This window comes from Paracholeplasma brassicae (assembly GCF_000967915.1).
In the GTDB taxonomy this organism is placed as follows: Bacteria; Bacillota_I; Bacilli_A; order Acholeplasmatales; family UBA5453; genus Paracholeplasma; species Paracholeplasma brassicae.
Genome location: NC_022549.1, coordinates 562,642 through 579,697 on the forward strand (window position 1 = coordinate 562,642; position 17,056 = coordinate 579,697).

Genomic DNA, 17,056 nt, shown 5'->3' on the forward strand with positions numbered 1-17,056 from the left:
CAATAGCTTAATACAAGTAGAGCCCATGAGGTTCTATTTTTTTTACCGCTCGTTAAGCGTTGCACTTAACCAACAAAAAGATAAAAAAGAGTGATTAAAAAGTCCTAGATGGTTAAAAAAACGATTGATAAAAAATAATGATTAATATATAATTTAGACAGGAGGATTTTAACAATGACCGATGTATTGATTATTTTAGGTTTAGTAGCTGTTCTACTAATCATCTTATTTGCGGCATCCTACGTAAAAGTAAGACCGGATAAGGCCGTGATTATTACAGGACCAAGAGGCTCAAGAATCGTAACAGGTAAGGCAACCATACGTATTCCATTTATTCAACGAATCGATATGTTACCACTTGATTTGATTCAAGTCGACATTCGTACGAGTTCAGCGGTACCAACCAATGAATTCATTAACATCTTCGTGGATGGGGTGGCAAACATCAAGATTCAATCCGATGAAGCATCGATTAGACTTGCGGGCGAAATCTTTTTGACAAGATCCTTAGAAGATGTTAAACAAATTGCAAAAGAAGTCTTAGAAGGTAACATGCGTGAAATCATTGGGCAAATGAAACTACGCGAGTTGGTTCAAAACCGTGATAAGTTTGCTGAACAAGTGAAACTCTCAGCGCTTGCCGATATGAAGAAAATGGGGTTAGATATCGTTAACATCACCATTCAAAACTTCGCAGATAAAAATGGCGTCATTGATGACCTTGGGGTTGACAACATCGCACAAATTCGTAAAGACGCGAGCATCGCAAGAGCAAACTCTGAAAAAGAAGTTGAAATTGCAACCTCAAAAGCCAAAGAGTTAGCCAACGACGCAAGAATCAAAGCTGAGTTAGAAATTGAACAACAAAATAACTCACTTGCCTTAAGACAAGCTGAGTTAAAACAAAAGGCCGACGTTGCCAAAGCAACTGCGGACGCTTCATATGAAATTCAGTTTGCCAACGAAGCGAAAACCATCAATATCTCCAAACAAAACGCTGAAATTGCGAAGCGTGAAAAAGAAATTGAACTTCGAACCAAAGAAGTTGAAGTTGAAGAAAAAACATTAGAAGCACGCATTAAAAAAGCGGCAGAAGCCGAACGTTACGCCAGAGAACAAAAAGCTGAAGCTGAATTATTTGTTAGAACCAAAGAAGCAGAAGCAACCCTAGCCGAAGAAGAACGTAGAGCTCAAGCGGTAAAACTACAAGCCGAAGCTGAACGTTTCCAACAAGAACAAAAAGCCATCGGTATTCAAGCGGTTGGTTTGGCTGAGGCCGAAGCGATTCTAAAGAAAGCCGAAGCCATGAAAAAAATGGAAAGTGCTGCGGTATTAGAATTAGTTCTAAACTCAAATGTGCTTCCGAACATCGTTAAAGCAGCGGCTGAACCACTAACGAAGGTCGATAAGATCGTTATGTATGGTGATGGTAATAACACGAAACTAATGTCTGATGTGATTAATTCATCGACTCAAGTACTTGAATCGGTTAAAGAAGCCACAGGACTTGATCTAGCTTCATTACTGGCTGGGTTTGGTGCAGCTAAACTAACCAAAGACGCAAGTAAAAAGGAAAGTGACCAATGAAAAAGACCATACAAGTGGTAACGATATTTTTACTGCTTTCTTTGATGGTTGGTTGTCAAACAGAAAAGAAAACGTTTGAAAAAAATGGGGTAAGTATCACACTTACTGATAGATTCATTGAAAAAGAAGTGGTGCAAGTGGGTTTTTACTTGGAATCGAATGACCACATCTTTATGTCAAATCGCGAAAGTAAAGAATCACTTTCTTATATTGGCGTGTCTAGCTTAAGTCAGTACACCACACAAGTATTAGCATCAGCAGGAAAAACAGCTGAGGTTCACACAAGTGAGGATGGGTATCGTTACGCGTATTATGAATCGGTGGTCAATGACCAAAGTTTTGGTTATATGTTACTGACATTTGAAGGCGAAGATCATTTCTACACCATGAACTTTGGTTGTTTATCTAAAAACTTGGAAAAGAACAAATCACTTTATTTCCAATGGGCAAAGACCATCGTCATCGAGTAACACATACAGAAGTTGACCGCAAGGTTAACTTCTTTTCATTTAAAAAACAAAGCTGTGATAAAATAGAATCAATGAAAAGAGGGATTAGCGATGAGTGATTATTTTGTATCAATGACGTTTAATGACCAGTTCAAAGGGACCTTAGAAACGAACCAAGCGAGCCTATCAATCGGTATGGAACAAGGGGACTTTAGACCATATCAACTGCTTTTTGGGGCCTTAGGGTCTTGTTTTTACGCCACTTTCTTAAGTGTGTCAAAAAAGATGAGACTATCTTTTGATGAAGCGATTGTGACGGTTGATGGTAAAAAGAGAACCACCATACCTGAAACCTTAGAAGTGGTCGATTTAACACTAACGATTAAAGGCGGGTCTGACCATGAAAAACTAAAAAAAGCGGCCAAACTTGGCGCGGATTATTGTTCGATTCATGAAACCATCAAGCAAGTCGCACAGATTAACTTAGAAGTCATCTTTATAAACGAATGAAAAAGACAACGCTTTGTTATCTAATTAAGGACGATTCGTACTTAATGTTAAAACGAGATAAAAAAACAAATGACCCCAACCACAGTAAGTACATTGGTGTGGGTGGAAAAGTTGAGCCATGCGAGTCAGTTACCGAATGTCTATTAAGAGAAGTTTATGAGGAAACCGGATTTAAATTGACTGGTTATCATTACCACGGCATCGTCTATTTTCATTCCGATACGTTTGAGTCTGAAGAAATGCACTTGTTTACCTCAAGTGAGTATCTAGGCACCTTAAAAGAAACCATTGAAGGTAGTTTTTATTACGTCAATCAATCAGAGGTCTATGAGCTCAATTTATGGGAAGGCGATCCAATCTTCTTAAAGGCAATCGAAGAAAAACGACCATTTTTTAGACTAAACCTATACTATGAGAAAGATAAACTGATTAGTCATCAGTTTTTAGAAACACATGAATAAAGACATATTTTTTGAAAATGAAGGGCAACAATTTCGCCTAAGAGCGTGTGGTATTATCATTAGAGACCAACAGGTGCTCATGGTAAAAAACGAACAGGATCGTTATTATTACGCGGTCGGTGGTGCAGTCAAACAAAACGAAACCACCGAAGAAGCCGTCATAAGAGAAGTGTTTGAAGAAACCGGACTTAGACTTGAAATCGATCGGCTATTATATGTTCATCAAAACTTTTTCACGTTTCGTGATAAGCCATTTCATGAACTTGCTTTTTATTACTTAATGAAAGATAATCTAGGTGCCATTCAAAGTGACTCTTATAGCTTTGAAGGCGTAAAAGAACACATGGTATTCCTACCCATTAATACCTATCATACCTTTGAGGCTTACCCCAAGTTTTTTGCAGAAGCGTTAAAAAACATCAAAGACGATGTTAGTTTTATTACAACAAGAGAATAAAAACGACTAATTTTTTAGTCGTTTTTTAAATGATTATTCATTTTTGTATGTTTACTTAAGAGTCTAGATAGCGCTTGACCAAATAAGAGCATTAGATAAGCAACTAAGCTAAATCCGAAGAAGTAAATGAGGACAAATAAGGTATGTGGTACGTGAGGCTCAATTAACGATAATACTGGTAACCCATTTTCAAATCGTGAGTTGATAAAAAACATATTGAATGTACCATCGTTGATCAATAGATTAAATAGCCCGTTTAACACAATGGCGCTAAGAACTAAAACACCAAAGGTCGTCATGGCTTGTTTCATGGTTTTGAAGGTAAATTGAACCTTTGATAACAATAAACTCACGCCAACGATAGCCATAAATCCATGATGGACCATGGTTTGGATGTTAATACCAATGGTTTCAACAAAAACAGTCGATGGGTACAACATGACTGCGATGCCTGCAAAAAAGCCGTAAGTGGACTAAAAAAGATAATAAGTGCCCTTCAAGTCGTTCGTTTTGGATATACCATAAAGGACAAACAAATACATTGGGGTTGAACAAAATTGGAAGGGAAACGCATACCACTGATAGTCGTTTGCCTCAAAGGTAAAAATAACTTGTTTGTATATCTCAAAAACTATCATGAATAAGCCTAAAAGCAGTAAGGTTTTCTTAAGTTCTTTTGTGGTGGTTTTCCTAGCGTATTTGACACCCAAAAACATCATCAGAAACATCAATACTAAAAACAAGTAATGAAACCAACTCTCAGAAAATGATTCATAAGCAATGGGGGTTTTCATTTTGTAATCTAAAAATTCTAAAATTTGTTGCATAACAGTTCTCCTCATATAATACATTTATAAAATAAAATAGATTATAGCATTAGGGCAGAAATAAGCATAGATGAATCAAACAAAAACGCATTTTTCACACGAGAAATGTAAAAAAATGCGTTAATTTATAACTCTCTTTCAAACGTCAAATAAAATAGATATGTATCTACCGTGGTAATCTTATTTAAACGGTAGCCAAGTCTGGCTTGTTCATTGATGGCTTCTTCAAGCACTTTTGCGTTTTCTTCCTTATTTTTGAGCATTTTGATTCGTATCGCAACGACTTTGTAATCGTACATATGTGACCTCCTTTGATTCATTATCTAAGCATAGTTTAGCATAAAAATACGGATTAATAAAGATTGTTTTATGATTTTTTATAAAAAAAGAAAAGTGAGGTTCACTTTTCGATTAATAGCACAAATGGCGCATCCGTCTTATTGAGCATTTGGTAGGTACTCACTTGAAATGGTTTTTCTAAGGTTTTTAGATAAGAAAGCAGAAGTAGAGATTCTTTCTTACCTTCCTCATGCCCTTGGTAACAAGTCACTAGAATGAAACGAAGATCAGGTTCTTCTAAGAGTCGTTTGATTGTTTCTAGGGTTATCGTCGCTTTGGTTGTGATGGTTTTATCGCCACTTGGTAAGTAGCCTAGATTAAAGACGGCCCCATCGACGTGATTAACATAGTTTTGGTAATTTTCATGTGAGTCACAAACGAGTCTCACATTTTTGATGTTATGCTCATCCAAACGTTCTTTTGAGATTGAAATGGCTTTTTCTTGAATGTCGAATGCCGTGACGACAGACGCAAGCGTCGATAGTTTTAGTGTATCATAACCATTGCCTAAGGTTAAATCAAGCACATGGTCATCTTTTTTGACGTGGGTGTTTAAATAATAATCAACAAAAAATAGCATCTCATAATGCTTCATAAAGATCACCTTGAAAGAAGTTTTCTTTTCTCATGAGTTTGTCAATTTCGTTTTGAACCACAAATTTCTTTATGGTCCATTTGGGTTCAATTAAGAGTTTTAAAGGCGCATCACCAGTCACACGGTGAACGATGATGTCTTTTCTTAGATGTCTTAATTGTAATACCGTGATATCGACATAGTCTTCTAAGGATAAAATCGGAAATGGGTTCTTTTTATAATCAAACCCCATTTTGGTTTTTTCCATCACATGTAGCATGTGAATCTTGATGCCTTGGATGTCTAGCGTGTTTAGATGTTTTAGGGTGTCAAGCATCATTTCTTTGGTTTCATAAGGTAGGCCATTAATGATGTGAACGACGACCTCAATGCCTCTGTTTCTTAAGGCGAAAACAGCCTCATCAAAACAGGCAAGATCATGCGCCCTGTTAATCAAATCTGAGGTTTCTTGGTGTATCGTTTGAAGCCCAAGCTCAACTTGCACTGGCATCTTTTGGTTTAATTCTTCTAAGTAGTCTAGGACGTCTTTGCCTAGGCTATCTGGTCTTGTTGCTATCGAGATCATTTTGATGTTTGGATCGAGTGTGATTGCCTCATCAAAGAGTGCTTTTATCTTTTCGATTGGGCCGTGTGTGTTGGTATTGGCTTGGAAGTATACGACATAAAATGCCTCATCTTTCCATTTGAGGTGCATCATTTCTTTGATGTTTGTAAATTGTTCTTTTAGTGGCTGATATTTATTACCTGCAAAATCCCCACTACCAAGCGGCGTACAAAACGTACAGCCGCCACGGGCGACGGTACCATCGATATTTGGGCAAGTAAAGTTGCCATTTAATGCGATTTTAAAGACTTTTTTTTGATATTTGGTTCGATAATAATTGTTTAATGTGTTATAATGTTTTTCAGTATTCATCAGATTCATAAAATCACCAATTGTATTTTAACACACCAACACAAATATGTTATAATAAATGATAAGAGGTTTTGATATGATTAAACGATTAAACATCAGTTTGTTTTCCCCAGGTAAAATTGCATTCTTTTTAAAAGATAAGAAAAGATACGTATTAGGCTATCTTTTCCTTTTAACTATGGTGCTTACGATACCAACGGCCATTGAACTCTCATTTGATTCAGGGTTAAGTTCAAGTGAGCTGTCACAATTAAGTACGCAAGTAGAAAAACAAAATATCGACTGTAACATCACCTCAGGCGTTCTATCAAATGCGTGTGAGATTACACCGTTTAACCTTGGGCCGTTTGTCGTTACGACTACTGCGTCAAACGACAGCGAATACTATTTGGTGTTAGCTCAAAACGGGGTTCAATTTTCGTTTATGAACCAAACGCTAATTGAACTGAGTTATCAAGATTTAAACCTAGAAAACATTGACTTATCACTAACAAATGAAACCGATAAAGAGACGTTTGAACAAGCGATTGTGACGTTATTTGACAACACAAGAACACAAAGAAATACGATTTTTGTGATTTCAAGCTTTTTTGCAGACTACACACTTTTTATCATTCTAGCGTTATTGATTGCGTTTGTTTATGGCATGATGCCACAACGACTCAAATACCCATACCGCTTTAAGATGGCAGTCTATAGTTTAAGTCCTTACGTGGTGATTTTGTTAATTGGAAAGCTTTATGGGGTAGATGAGTTATTCTTTATTGGGTTATTCTTACCTTATATTTATATGCGCCTAGCCTACACTGGGCTACTAAACATGTCAAAAATAGTGATTAAAAAAGAAGAATCAAAAGACTAAATAATACGATCAGGAGGGGTCATGTGGATAAGTTTGAATTATTTATAAAACAGTCTAATTTTAAAGATGCCGTGTTAAATACCGCAACACTTACAACGGTTGAGGTCAATCCAAACCTCAAAAAATGGACCTTTAAACTCGTATTTGATCAAGCACCAAGTCCAAATAGTTTGGACTTGTTTTTAAAGCAGTTATCGCTTTACTTTAAAGTCCCAAGCCACGTCTTGCATATGGATTGGTTTATCTCGTTTAAAGATAAAGAGTCTTGGAAAAAAGACGCGATGCTCTATTATCAGTGGATGATTAATCAAATTGTCGAAGAAAAAGGATCTATCTCAGTATTTAAAAATTACGAAGTCACGTTTAAAGAAAACAAGTATTTAATCTACATCGATCAAAGCTCGACGCATTTAAATAGACATATTAAGACCTTTGATCAGTTTTTTAACAAATACGGACTACAAGCGACCTTTGAATTAGTCGTCAAACAAGAATTGGTTGAGACAAAAACACTGATTGAAGCAGATGAAATCAATACAATCAAAGAAATTGAAACCAGGGTCACACAAAAAAGAAGTTATAAAGAAGAACCAAAACAAGATTTAAAGAACTTCAAACGGGTGTATAAAGCAACCAAAGTCTCACCAATCAATCAAGTACCAAAAGACAATTACGAATTAGATAAGCATCAAAACACCGTTGGGGATGCTAGTTTCGCCATTGAAGGTGAAATCATCAAACAAGAAATTCGTACACTTAAGAACTCGTCACTCTTAACCTTAACGGTTGCTGATGAGGACGATGCGATTGTTGTTAAGCAGTTTTTATATAAAGAAAAAGACATTGAAGAAGCCTCAAAATATAAAATTGGCGATATCGTCAATTGTAATGGCCGTGCGACTTATGACACGTTTGCCAAAGACGTGGTCATCATTGCTAATTTGATTGCATTTATTGAAAAAACATCAAAAAAAGAACGTAAAGATACAGCAAAAGAAAAGCGCATTGAATTTCATTTACATACCAAGATGTCGAACATGGACGGGCTGACTGAACCAAGTGATTACGTCAACCAAGCACTTAAATGGGGACATAAAGCCATCGCATTTACCGATCACGACGGTTTGTATGCTTACCCTGATATTTACAAAGCCACCAAAGGCAAAGACATCAAACCCATTTATGGGGTGGAACTCAATTTCATTGATGAAAAAGGATTTAAGATGGCCTTTGATGACAAAGACATCTTACTAAAAAACGCGACCTATGTGGTCTTTGATATTGAAACCACAGGGCTTTCTAATCAACGAGATAAAATCATTGAAATTTCTGCGGTCAAAATTGAAAATTTAGCCATCACTGATTCATTTAGCTATTTCATCAACCCAGAACAAAAATTATCGGATTTTACCACCTCACTTACAAGCATCACCGATGATGACTTGAAAGACGCACCAACCATTAATGAGGTACTACCTAAGTTCATCGAATTTATCTCTGATGCGATTTTAGTTGCACATAACGCCTCGTTTGATATTGGCCATTTATACGCCAATATGGAAAAATTAGGCTTAGAAGAAAAGAGATTTCCAGTCATTGATACACTAAATGTCGCTAGATATTTTTACAGCGACCAATTAAAACGATTTAACTTAAAAGCGGTATCCAAACTCTTTAAAGTCAAATTAGAACAACACCACAGAGCCATTGCCGATGCGAAAGCAACGGCAGATGTGTTCATTCAAATGCTTCAAGACTTCTTTAAAAAAGAAATCTACTTGCATTCGGATATCAATAAAGTGATTAATACAGAAGAAGCTTGGAAACACGGGTTTCCAAACCACATCAACTTGTTGGTTCAAAACCAAGTGGGTTATAAAAACCTATTTAAACTGGTCTCAGACACACTAACGACACATTTCTTTAAAGGTCCAAGACTTTTAAAGAGCGTGCTTGATACCTTTAGAGAAGGCATTTTAGTCGGTAGTGGTTGTTACAAAGGCGAAGTCTTTGAAACAGCACTTAACCGAAGTGATGAGGAATTATCAGAGGTGATTGCGTATTATGACTACATCGAGGTTCAACCACCTCAAGCGTATCGTCATTTAAGACAAGACTTAGGCGTCGATGCAGATCGCATCATTCAAGGCTTAATTAAAAAGATCATTAACGAAGCCAAACGACAAAAGAAAATTATTATTGCCACAGGTGACGTCCATTACTTAAATGAATCGGATGCCATCTACCGTGACATCTACATTAGAACTAAGCTCGTTGGTGGGGGTATTCACGACTTGGCTTCCTACGACGAAGCCCCACTTCAATATTTCTTAACCACCGATGAAATGCTTAAAGCCTTTGAATTCTTAGGCAGTGAACTCGCCCATGAAATCGTGGTTAAAAATACGAACCTATTAAATAACAAGATTGATCTCATTCAAGCCTTCCCTAAATCACTTTATTCACTTAGAGACGATGCGTTTAGAGATAAGCTTGGTGTTACCTCAATTAAAACCGAAATTGACCGATTGGTCTATAGTAAAGCCCATGAACTATACGGCAAAACACTACACCCAATCGTTTCAGCTAGAATCACTAGAGAACTAAAAAACATCATTGAAAATGAATTTGGACCGATTTATTATATTTCATACTTACTGACGAAAAAATCACTTGATGACGGCTACTTAGTTGGTTCAAGAGGCTCGGTGGGCTCTTCTTTAGTAGCAACTCTAATGGAGATTACCGAAGTTAATCCTCTAAAACCACATTACCGTTGTCCAAATGGGGATTTTAGCGTCTTTAAGATGAGTAAAGAAGAAATAGAACAATATGGTATCAGTGATGATGAAAAAGCATTTCAACCCTATTTAAGTCAAATCCAATCAGGCTTTGATTTAGAAGACCGTGTGTGTCCGAAGTGTGGGGCTAAAATGCAAAAGGATGGTCATGACATCCCGTTTGAAACCTTCTTAGGTTTTAATGGGGATAAAGTGCCAGACATTGACCTTAACTTCTCAGGTGAATACCAAGCAAAAGCACACAATTACGTTAAAGAACTATTAGGCGCAGATCACGCCTTTCGTGCGGGGACCATTCAAACGGTGGCCGAACGAAACGCCTTTGGTTATGTCAAAGGCTATCTAGAAGATAAACAAATCGCAAACGTTAGAAACGCTCAAGTCGAACGCTTGGCTAAAAACATTGAAGGCGTCAAACGAAGCTCAGGTCAACACCCGGGTGGGATTGTGGTGGTACCTGAGGAAAAAGAAATCTTTGATGTCACACCAATTCAGTTTCCAGCCGATGACGTCAACGCTGAGTGGAAAACCACACACTTTGACTACCACTCATTTGAAGATAACTTACTAAAACTAGACATCCTAGGTCACGATGACCCAACGATGATCAAGTTCTTAATGGACTATGTCTACAAATATCCAGAAGAATTTCCATTTAAACGTGCGCAAGACATCCCAGTGGATGACAAAAAAGTCTACGAACTGTTTTGTTCAACCGAAGTCATTGGTGTCTCAAAAGAAGACATCAACAGTGAGGTTGCCTCTTATGGGATTCCAGAGCTTGGGACAAACTTTGTTCGTCAAATGTTATCAGACACTAAACCAAGTTCGTTTGGTGGATTAGTTAAAATATCGGGTCTTTCTCACGGGACTGACGTGTGGTTAAAAAATGCCCAAGACTTGGTCTTAGGCAAAAAAGAAGAGTATGGCCAAATTGAATTCGATAAGGTGATTGGCTGTCGTGATGACATCATGGTAAACTTAATGCAGTTTGGGATGGACCCATTCAAATCGTTTGAGATTATGGAGTTCGTTAGAAAAGGTAAACCAGCCAAAGATAAAGAAAAATGGGCGAAATACGAAGCAGAAATGAATCGTAATAACGTGCCTAAGTGGTATATTTGGAGCTGCAGTCAAATCAAGTACATGTTTCCAAAAGCGCACGCGACGGCTTATGTTTTAATGGCCATGCGTATTGCTTGGTTTAAAGTGTATCACCCAGTGTTATTCTATAGTGCGTTTTTCTCAAAACGTGCCACTCAGTTTGAACATGAGACGATGGTCGCAGGATCAAATGCAATTAGAAATCGCATTAGAGACTTAGAAGGTCAGTTTAATTTATCAGTGAAAGACGAAGCAATCTTAACGACGTTACTGATTTCACTAGAAATGACCAGACGTGGACATAAGTTCTTAAAAGTTGACATCAACTTGAGTGAGGCAACCGAATTTAAGATTGAAGGCAGAAACCTAAGAATGCCATTTACCTCGGTCGATGGCCTTGGTGAGAACGTTGCTTACGACATCGTTGAAAAACGAAATGAAAAACCATTTACCTCGAAAAAAGAAGTCAAAGAGCGCACGAGAATCAACAAAACCGTCTTTGAAAAGATGGAAGATTATGGGTCTTTTGATGACCTAATTGAGGAAAATGATGTGATTGAACAAGGATTGTTTGCACTTTAGATTACAAAAGATTATAATATATTCTAGTAAGGAGTGATTTTACATGAAAAATAATAATCCAGTATTTTCAAAAATCGAACGCCAAAGCGTCTATGACAATGTAGGTGAGGCCGCAAGCTACACCGGCGTGATGGCAAAAACATTAATTTTATTTGCTCTAGCGATTGGCTCTGCCTTTGGTTCCTTAATGATTGCAGGATCAAACCCATCGTTATACATGGGCTTACTGGTTGCTTCTATCATCACAGGGCTTATTGGGGTGTTTGTCTCAACATTAAAACCGAATGTGGCTCATATTTTTGGACCAGTTTACGCGATCTCAGAAGGCTTCTCACTTGGCATCATTTCACTCGTCTATAGTGCGGCATTTGGTGATGCGTTTGGTGGCCCTGGTATTGTGGGTCTTGCAGTCATCATTACGATGAGTATTTTTGGTGGGATGTTGTTTGTCTATTCCTCACGCATCATTCGTGTAACTGATCGTTTTAGACGATTTGTGATTGGGGTAGGTATGGGCATCTTATTAACGTTCTTACTGACTTGGATTGTCTCATTCTTTGATGGTGGACAAATGAGCTACACTTTGTTTGGTAACCCAAACAGTGGCTTAGTCTTGTTCTTATCACTGGTCTTAATTATGTATGGGGCATTTATGTTACTTTTACAATTTGACCACGTTGAACGTGCAGTTGATCAAGGCATGCCAAAGCGCTATGAATGGACTGTAGGGGTTGGTTTAATGGTATCAATCGTATACATTTATTATCAAGTCCTAAGATTATTAGCAATTTTAGCAAGCAGAAGTAGAGATTAAATCAAAGATAAAAGAAGTAGTAAATCTATGTAATTGAAGTGCCAAGAGAACATACGGTTGGTGAGAGTATGAGACTTCAATGGATTGAATTCATCTTTTTAGAGGTGTTAATCACACCCGCAGACGCTGCGTTAAAGCATTCAAGTGCTAAGTAATCATACTTAGAACTAAGGTGGTACCGCGATTAGTCGTCCTTAGATTTTTAAATCTAGGGACTTTTTTTATGAAAAATGGAGGATAAAATGAAAGAACAATTAGTTGAAATCAAACAAAAGATTGAACAACAAATCAATCAGATTCAAGACTTAAACGACTTACAACTGCTTCGTTCAAGTGCGCTTGGTAAAAAAAGCGAATTACAAGGCTTGATGATTCATTTAAAAGACTTACCAAATGACGAAAAACCAATGGTGGGAAAATTAATCAATGAAACCAAACAAGCACTAGAACTCATCTTTGATGAGCGTAAAGGCGTATTAGAAGAAAAAGCGTTAAATGAAAAACTTGAAAAAGAACAAGTCGATGTGACACTGCCTGGTTTAAAGTTAGTCACTGGGTCAACACACTTACTTACCCAAGTTCAAGAAGACATTGAGCAATTCTTTATTGGGTTAGGTTATGAAATCAAAGACGGACCAGAAGTGGAATCCGATCACTATAACTTTGAAATGTTAAACTTAGAAAAAGACCATCCGGCTAGAGCGATGCAAGACTCGTTCTACATTGACGTTAACCGTTTGTTAAGAACGCACACCTCACCTGTTCAAGCAAGAACGATGCTTGAGTCAGAGGGGAAAAACATCAAAATCATTTGCCCAGGCAAGGTCTACAGAAGAGACGATGACGACCAAACACACAGCCATCAATTCATGCAAATTGAAGGTTTAGTGATTGGAGAGTCAGTTTCATTTGCGGATTTAAAAGGCACGCTTTTAGCAGTCATTAGACATTTCTTTGGCAGTGAACGTACAATTCGTTTGAGACCGTCTTATTTTCCATTTACTGAACCTTCAGTTGAAGTCGATGTCTTCTCAGAAGATGGTCGCTTCATTGAAGTTTTAGGGGCTGGTATGGTTCATCCAAATGTTCTTAAAATGGGTGGATATGACCCGCAAAAAGTTCAAGGGTTTGCCTTTGGCATTGGGATTGAACGCTTGGCAATTTTAAAATACGCCGTTGATGACATTAGACAATTCTACACCAACGACGTTCGTTTCTTAAATCAATTTAAAGGAGGCTTGGAAAAATGAAAATAGCCACAAATTTGTTAAAAAACTTCATTAATCCAGTACCTGAAAACTTATATGAATTAACCAATCAGTACATCACTGAAGTAGAGTCTTACCAAACGTGGGTGAGTGCTAAAGGCATTGTTACAGGTAAGGTCCTGACGTGTGTCGATCATGAAAATAGCGATCATCTTCACGTGACAACCGTTGATTTTGGTGATGGTGAGGTTGATCAAATCGTCTGTGGGGCTAAAAACGTCGCAGCAGGTCAATACGTCGTTGTTGCAAGACCAGGGGCAGTTTTACCAGGGGATTTTGTGATCAAGCATTCTAAAATCAGAGGCGTTGAATCCAACGGGATGATCTGTTCATTAAGAGAACTAGGGATTGAAGACAAATACGTCAGTGAAAAGTTTAAAGATGGGATTTATTACTTTGAACAAGACGTACCACTTGGGGTTGACCCAAGACCTTATTTAGGTCTAGATCAAGACACCATCGAATTATCACTGACACCAAACCGTGCAGATCTATTAAGTGTTTTAGGCTTTGCTCATGACTTAGGGGCGGTCTTAGAACATAAAGTCGTTTATGAAGAAAAACCAGTCGTTGAATCCGATGAGTTAAACCCAGTGGTGGTTAAACTCGATACCGATAAGTGTACAAAATACTACGCAAGACACGTCTCACAAGTCGTTGTTAGAGAATCCCCTGAATGGTTAAGAGGGATCTTAATCGCCTCAGGCATTCGTCCAATCAACAACGTCGTTGACGTAACCAATTACGTGTTATTAGAACTTGGTACACCACTACACGCGTTTGACGCGAAGAAATTAAGAACCAATAAAATCGTGGTTAGAAATGCCAAAGAAGGCGAAGAAATCATTACCTTAGATGATGTTAAAAGAAGTTTAACCCAAGACGACATCTTGATCACCAACGGTGAAGTGCCGATTTGTCTAGCTGGCGTGATGGGACTATCTAATACAGCGGTTGATTTTCAAACCACTGAAGTGATTTTTGAGGCCGCAAGTTTTGATAAAAATAGCATCAGAAGAACCTCGAAACGTCTAGACTTAAGAAGTGATTCATCGCTTCGATTTGAACGTGGTATTGATGAAACCAGATTAAGACTTGCGATTAACAGAGCTGCATCGCTCTTACAAGAAATTACCATGGCAACCGTCTCAAAAGAGATTACATTTGTTGGTACGGCATTTCAACGGCCGACTAGGATTGAATTAACACTAGAACGTGTGAATAAAACCTTAGGAATTAACTTAAAACAAGAAGAGCTTTACGGTTTACTAAAACGCCTAAACATCATGCACGTGTCAAATCAAGTGTATTTGATCCCAACTTACCGAGACGATTTAAAAATTGAGGCAGACTTAATTGAAGAGGTTGCACGTATCTATGGGTATAACAACATCCCAATGACACTACCTAAAGAAGTCACACAAGGTAAATACACCTTCAAACAAAAAAACATCATTGAGTTAAGAAAACAATTAAGAGCGCTCGGATTTAATGAAGTCATTAATTATTCTTTACTACCAGAAGAAAGCATTCATTTATTCTGTCCAAAATCAGAAGACATCATCAAGTTGTTACACCCAATGAGTGATGATCGTAAAGTCTTAAGACACTCACTCATTAATGGTCTATATGAAAACGTGGTTTACCACGAATCCAGACAATTTGACAACCTCAAGTTCTTTGAAATTGGACGTAAGTATTTCCACAACGAAGAACCAACGTACCTAGGGATGATTCTAACAGGAGACTACATCGAATCCAACTGGCAAAAGAGACCACTTGGATCAGATTTCTTCTTGTTAAAAGGGATGGTTGAAAAACTATTTAGTTTCTATGAAATCACCCCAAGTTTTGAAAAAACAACCGACATTGATGGATTCCATCCAGGCATTCAAGCCAAGATTACTTACCAAAAACAAACGCTTGGATACATTGGTAAACTTCACCCAAAATTAGAAAGTGATGCCGTCGCGGTTGAGTTCAATCTAGACTTGTTATTTAAGTTAGTTGAAAAACAATCAAACTTTAAAACAATTTCAAAATACCCTGCCATCACAAGAGACATTGCGTTTGTTGTTGATAAGCACATTGAGACAAGTAAGATTGAAGCCTTGATTGTTCAAACCGCACGAAAATTTTTAACAGACATCAAACTCTTTGACGTCTACATGGATGAAAAAATAGGTACTGATAAGAAATCACTTGCCTACACGATGACGTTTAATTCGGTAGAAAAAACCTTAGAGACTCAAGATATTGATAAGATTGTTAAAAGCATATTTAACCGTCTACAATTCGAATTTAAAGCCGAAGTCAGAAGCTAATTTAAACGCACACAACACCAGTTGAAAGCATGGTTTTGTGTGCGTTTTTTTTTAGTCTTTTTGCCTGTAATCGCTGATCTTTTTTTAAATGCTTTATATGGCTCTTTTTTTAGTGTATAATATCTTTGGTGATAAAATGAAAAGTATTTATGATTTAAGTTTAGAAGATTTACAAGATTTGATGGTTAAAAACAACGAAAAAAAGTTTCGTGCTGAACAAATCTTTGACTGGATATACAAAAAGAAAGTGACGTCGTTTGATGACATGAAAAACGTTTCAGGTAGTGTCATTGAATTATTAAAGAATAACTATGTGATTGACACACTTGAAAAAGTCATGGAAGTCAAGAGTGTGGATGGGACAATTAAATACCTATATGCACTAGAAGATGGTAACTTAATTGAAACCGTCTTAATGAATCATGACTATGGATATTCCATTTGTGTGACCTCACAAGTGGGTTGTAACATGGGCTGTAAGTTCTGTGCCTCAGGGGTATTAAAGAAAAAAAGAAACCTAACAGCTGGTGAAATCATGAGCCAAATCGTTCAGACCGAACGAAGCTTTGGCAATCGCATTAGCTATGTGGTTGTTATGGGCATTGGTGAACCATTTGATAACTATGAGAACCTAATGACGTTCTTACGAAATGCTAACCACCCGAAAGGCTTAGAGATTGGGGCAAGGCACATGACGGTATCGACGTGTGGGATTGTACCTAAGATCAAAGAATACGCCGATGAACAACTACAAATCAACTTAGCAATTAGCCTTCACGCACCGAATAATGACGTGCGTAATCAAATCATGCCAATCAATAAGGCTTACCCAATCGAACAAGTGATTGAGGCCATTCGTTATTATATGTCTAAGACCAATCGTCGTGTGACAATTGAATACATCATGATTAAAGACTTAAACGATCAAAAAGAACACGCACTTGAGCTATTGAGACTCTTAAAGGGCTTAAATGTGTATGTGAACTTAATTCCTTATAATGAAGTGTTAGAAGCACCGTTTAAACGCTCTTCTAGAGAAGACATGGACGCATTTTATGACACCTTGAAAAAAGGCAACATGAACTGTACGTTAAGAAAAGAACAAGGCCATGACATTAATGCGGCTTGTGGGCAATTAAGAAGTCAAAATTTATAATGGA

Annotated in this window: 16 protein-coding genes and 1 other annotated feature; of the genes, 11 read left to right on the forward strand and 5 right to left on the reverse strand. The window is 37.5% G+C overall.

What is annotated here, in order from left to right; translation table 11 throughout:
* The first annotated feature begins 174 nt into the window (after nucleotides 1-174).
* From BN853_RS02550 to BN853_RS02570, 5 genes are all read left to right on the forward strand, one after another.
* Nucleotides 175-1,587 carry a flotillin family protein gene (locus BN853_RS02550; RefSeq protein ID WP_030004377.1) on the forward strand — a complete coding sequence of 471 codons (1,413 nt, stop codon included), beginning with the start codon at nucleotides 175-177 and terminating at the stop codon, nucleotides 1,585-1,587.
* Entirely contained in the window at nucleotides 1,584-2,057 is a 474-nt protein-coding gene (locus tag BN853_RS02555) for a hypothetical protein (RefSeq protein ID WP_030004378.1), read from the forward strand. The genes BN853_RS02550 and BN853_RS02555 overlap by 4 nt, the downstream gene beginning before the upstream one ends.
* Before the next feature lie 90 nt (nucleotides 2,058-2,147).
* On the forward strand, nucleotides 2,148-2,546 hold the full coding sequence (locus tag BN853_RS02560; protein ID WP_030004379.1) for an OsmC family protein: 399 nt from the start codon (nucleotides 2,148-2,150) through the stop codon (nucleotides 2,544-2,546).
* Complete coding sequence (locus tag BN853_RS02565) at nucleotides 2,543-3,007, forward strand: NUDIX hydrolase (RefSeq protein WP_030004380.1); 465 nt, start codon at nucleotides 2,543-2,545, stop codon at nucleotides 3,005-3,007. Before BN853_RS02560 ends, BN853_RS02565 begins: the two co-directional genes overlap by 4 nt.
* On the forward strand, nucleotides 3,000-3,464 hold the full coding sequence (locus BN853_RS02570) for an NUDIX hydrolase (protein WP_030004381.1): 465 nt from the start codon (nucleotides 3,000-3,002) through the stop codon (nucleotides 3,462-3,464). Before BN853_RS02565 ends, BN853_RS02570 begins: the two co-directional genes overlap by 8 nt.
* Nucleotides 3,465-3,478: 14 nt before the next feature.
* Here the strand turns inward: BN853_RS02570 and BN853_RS02575 are convergent, their stop codons facing one another.
* From BN853_RS02575 to mnmL, 5 genes are all read right to left on the reverse strand, one after another.
* Nucleotides 3,479-3,904: a TMEM164 family acyltransferase gene (locus tag BN853_RS02575; RefSeq protein WP_030004382.1), complete on the reverse strand. Its 426-nt coding sequence runs from the start codon at nucleotides 3,902-3,904 to the stop codon at nucleotides 3,479-3,481.
* Nucleotides 3,905-3,937: 33 nt separating this feature from the next.
* The gene (locus tag BN853_RS02580; protein WP_030004383.1) at nucleotides 3,938-4,291 is read right to left on the reverse strand and encodes a TMEM164 family acyltransferase; all 354 of its coding nucleotides are present in this window, start codon (nucleotides 4,289-4,291) and stop codon (nucleotides 3,938-3,940) included.
* 125 nt (nucleotides 4,292-4,416) lie between these two features.
* Nucleotides 4,417-4,590, reverse strand: a complete 174-nt coding sequence (locus tag BN853_RS08805) for a DUF4177 domain-containing protein (RefSeq protein ID WP_030004384.1) — start codon at nucleotides 4,588-4,590, stop codon at nucleotides 4,417-4,419.
* 101 nt (nucleotides 4,591-4,691) lie between these two features.
* Nucleotides 4,692-5,225: a tRNA 5-(aminomethyl)-2-thiouridylate-methyltransferase MnmM gene (gene mnmM, locus BN853_RS02585; protein WP_052591170.1), complete on the reverse strand. Its 534-nt coding sequence runs from the start codon at nucleotides 5,223-5,225 to the stop codon at nucleotides 4,692-4,694.
* On the reverse strand, nucleotides 5,212-6,150 hold the full coding sequence (mnmL, locus tag BN853_RS02590; RefSeq protein ID WP_030004386.1) for a tRNA modification radical SAM protein MnmL/YtqA: 939 nt from the start codon (nucleotides 6,148-6,150) through the stop codon (nucleotides 5,212-5,214). The genes mnmM and mnmL overlap by 14 nt, the downstream gene beginning before the upstream one ends.
* Before the next feature lie 67 nt (nucleotides 6,151-6,217).
* Here mnmL and BN853_RS02595 point away from each other — a divergent pair, with 67 nt between their 5' ends.
* The 6 genes from BN853_RS02595 (at nucleotide 6,218) to rlmN (ending at nucleotide 17,052) form a co-directional block, all read left to right on the forward strand.
* Nucleotides 6,218-7,003: a DUF1189 family protein gene (locus BN853_RS02595; protein ID WP_030004387.1), complete on the forward strand. Its 786-nt coding sequence runs from the start codon at nucleotides 6,218-6,220 to the stop codon at nucleotides 7,001-7,003.
* A 23-nt stretch (nucleotides 7,004-7,026) separates the two neighbouring features.
* Complete coding sequence (locus tag BN853_RS02600; protein ID WP_030004388.1) at nucleotides 7,027-11,490, forward strand: PolC-type DNA polymerase III; 4,464 nt, start codon at nucleotides 7,027-7,029, stop codon at nucleotides 11,488-11,490.
* A 43-nt stretch (nucleotides 11,491-11,533) separates the two neighbouring features.
* Nucleotides 11,534-12,304, forward strand: a complete 771-nt coding sequence (locus BN853_RS02605; RefSeq protein ID WP_030004389.1) for a Bax inhibitor-1/YccA family protein — start codon at nucleotides 11,534-11,536, stop codon at nucleotides 12,302-12,304.
* Nucleotides 12,300-12,503: a binding site (T-box leader), on the forward strand. (Overlaps the previous gene by 5 nt.)
* A gap of 43 nt (nucleotides 12,504-12,546) precedes the next feature.
* Nucleotides 12,547-13,554: a phenylalanine--tRNA ligase subunit alpha gene (pheS, locus tag BN853_RS02610; protein WP_030004391.1), complete on the forward strand. Its 1,008-nt coding sequence runs from the start codon at nucleotides 12,547-12,549 to the stop codon at nucleotides 13,552-13,554.
* The gene (pheT, locus tag BN853_RS02615; RefSeq protein WP_030004392.1) at nucleotides 13,551-15,896 is read left to right on the forward strand and encodes a phenylalanine--tRNA ligase subunit beta; all 2,346 of its coding nucleotides are present in this window, start codon (nucleotides 13,551-13,553) and stop codon (nucleotides 15,894-15,896) included. Before pheS ends, pheT begins: the two co-directional genes overlap by 4 nt.
* Nucleotides 15,897-16,032: 136 nt before the next feature.
* Nucleotides 16,033-17,052: a dual-specificity RNA methyltransferase RlmN gene (gene rlmN, locus BN853_RS02620; RefSeq protein WP_030004393.1), complete on the forward strand. Its 1,020-nt coding sequence runs from the start codon at nucleotides 16,033-16,035 to the stop codon at nucleotides 17,050-17,052.
* The last annotated feature ends 4 nt before the right edge of the window (nucleotides 17,053-17,056 follow it).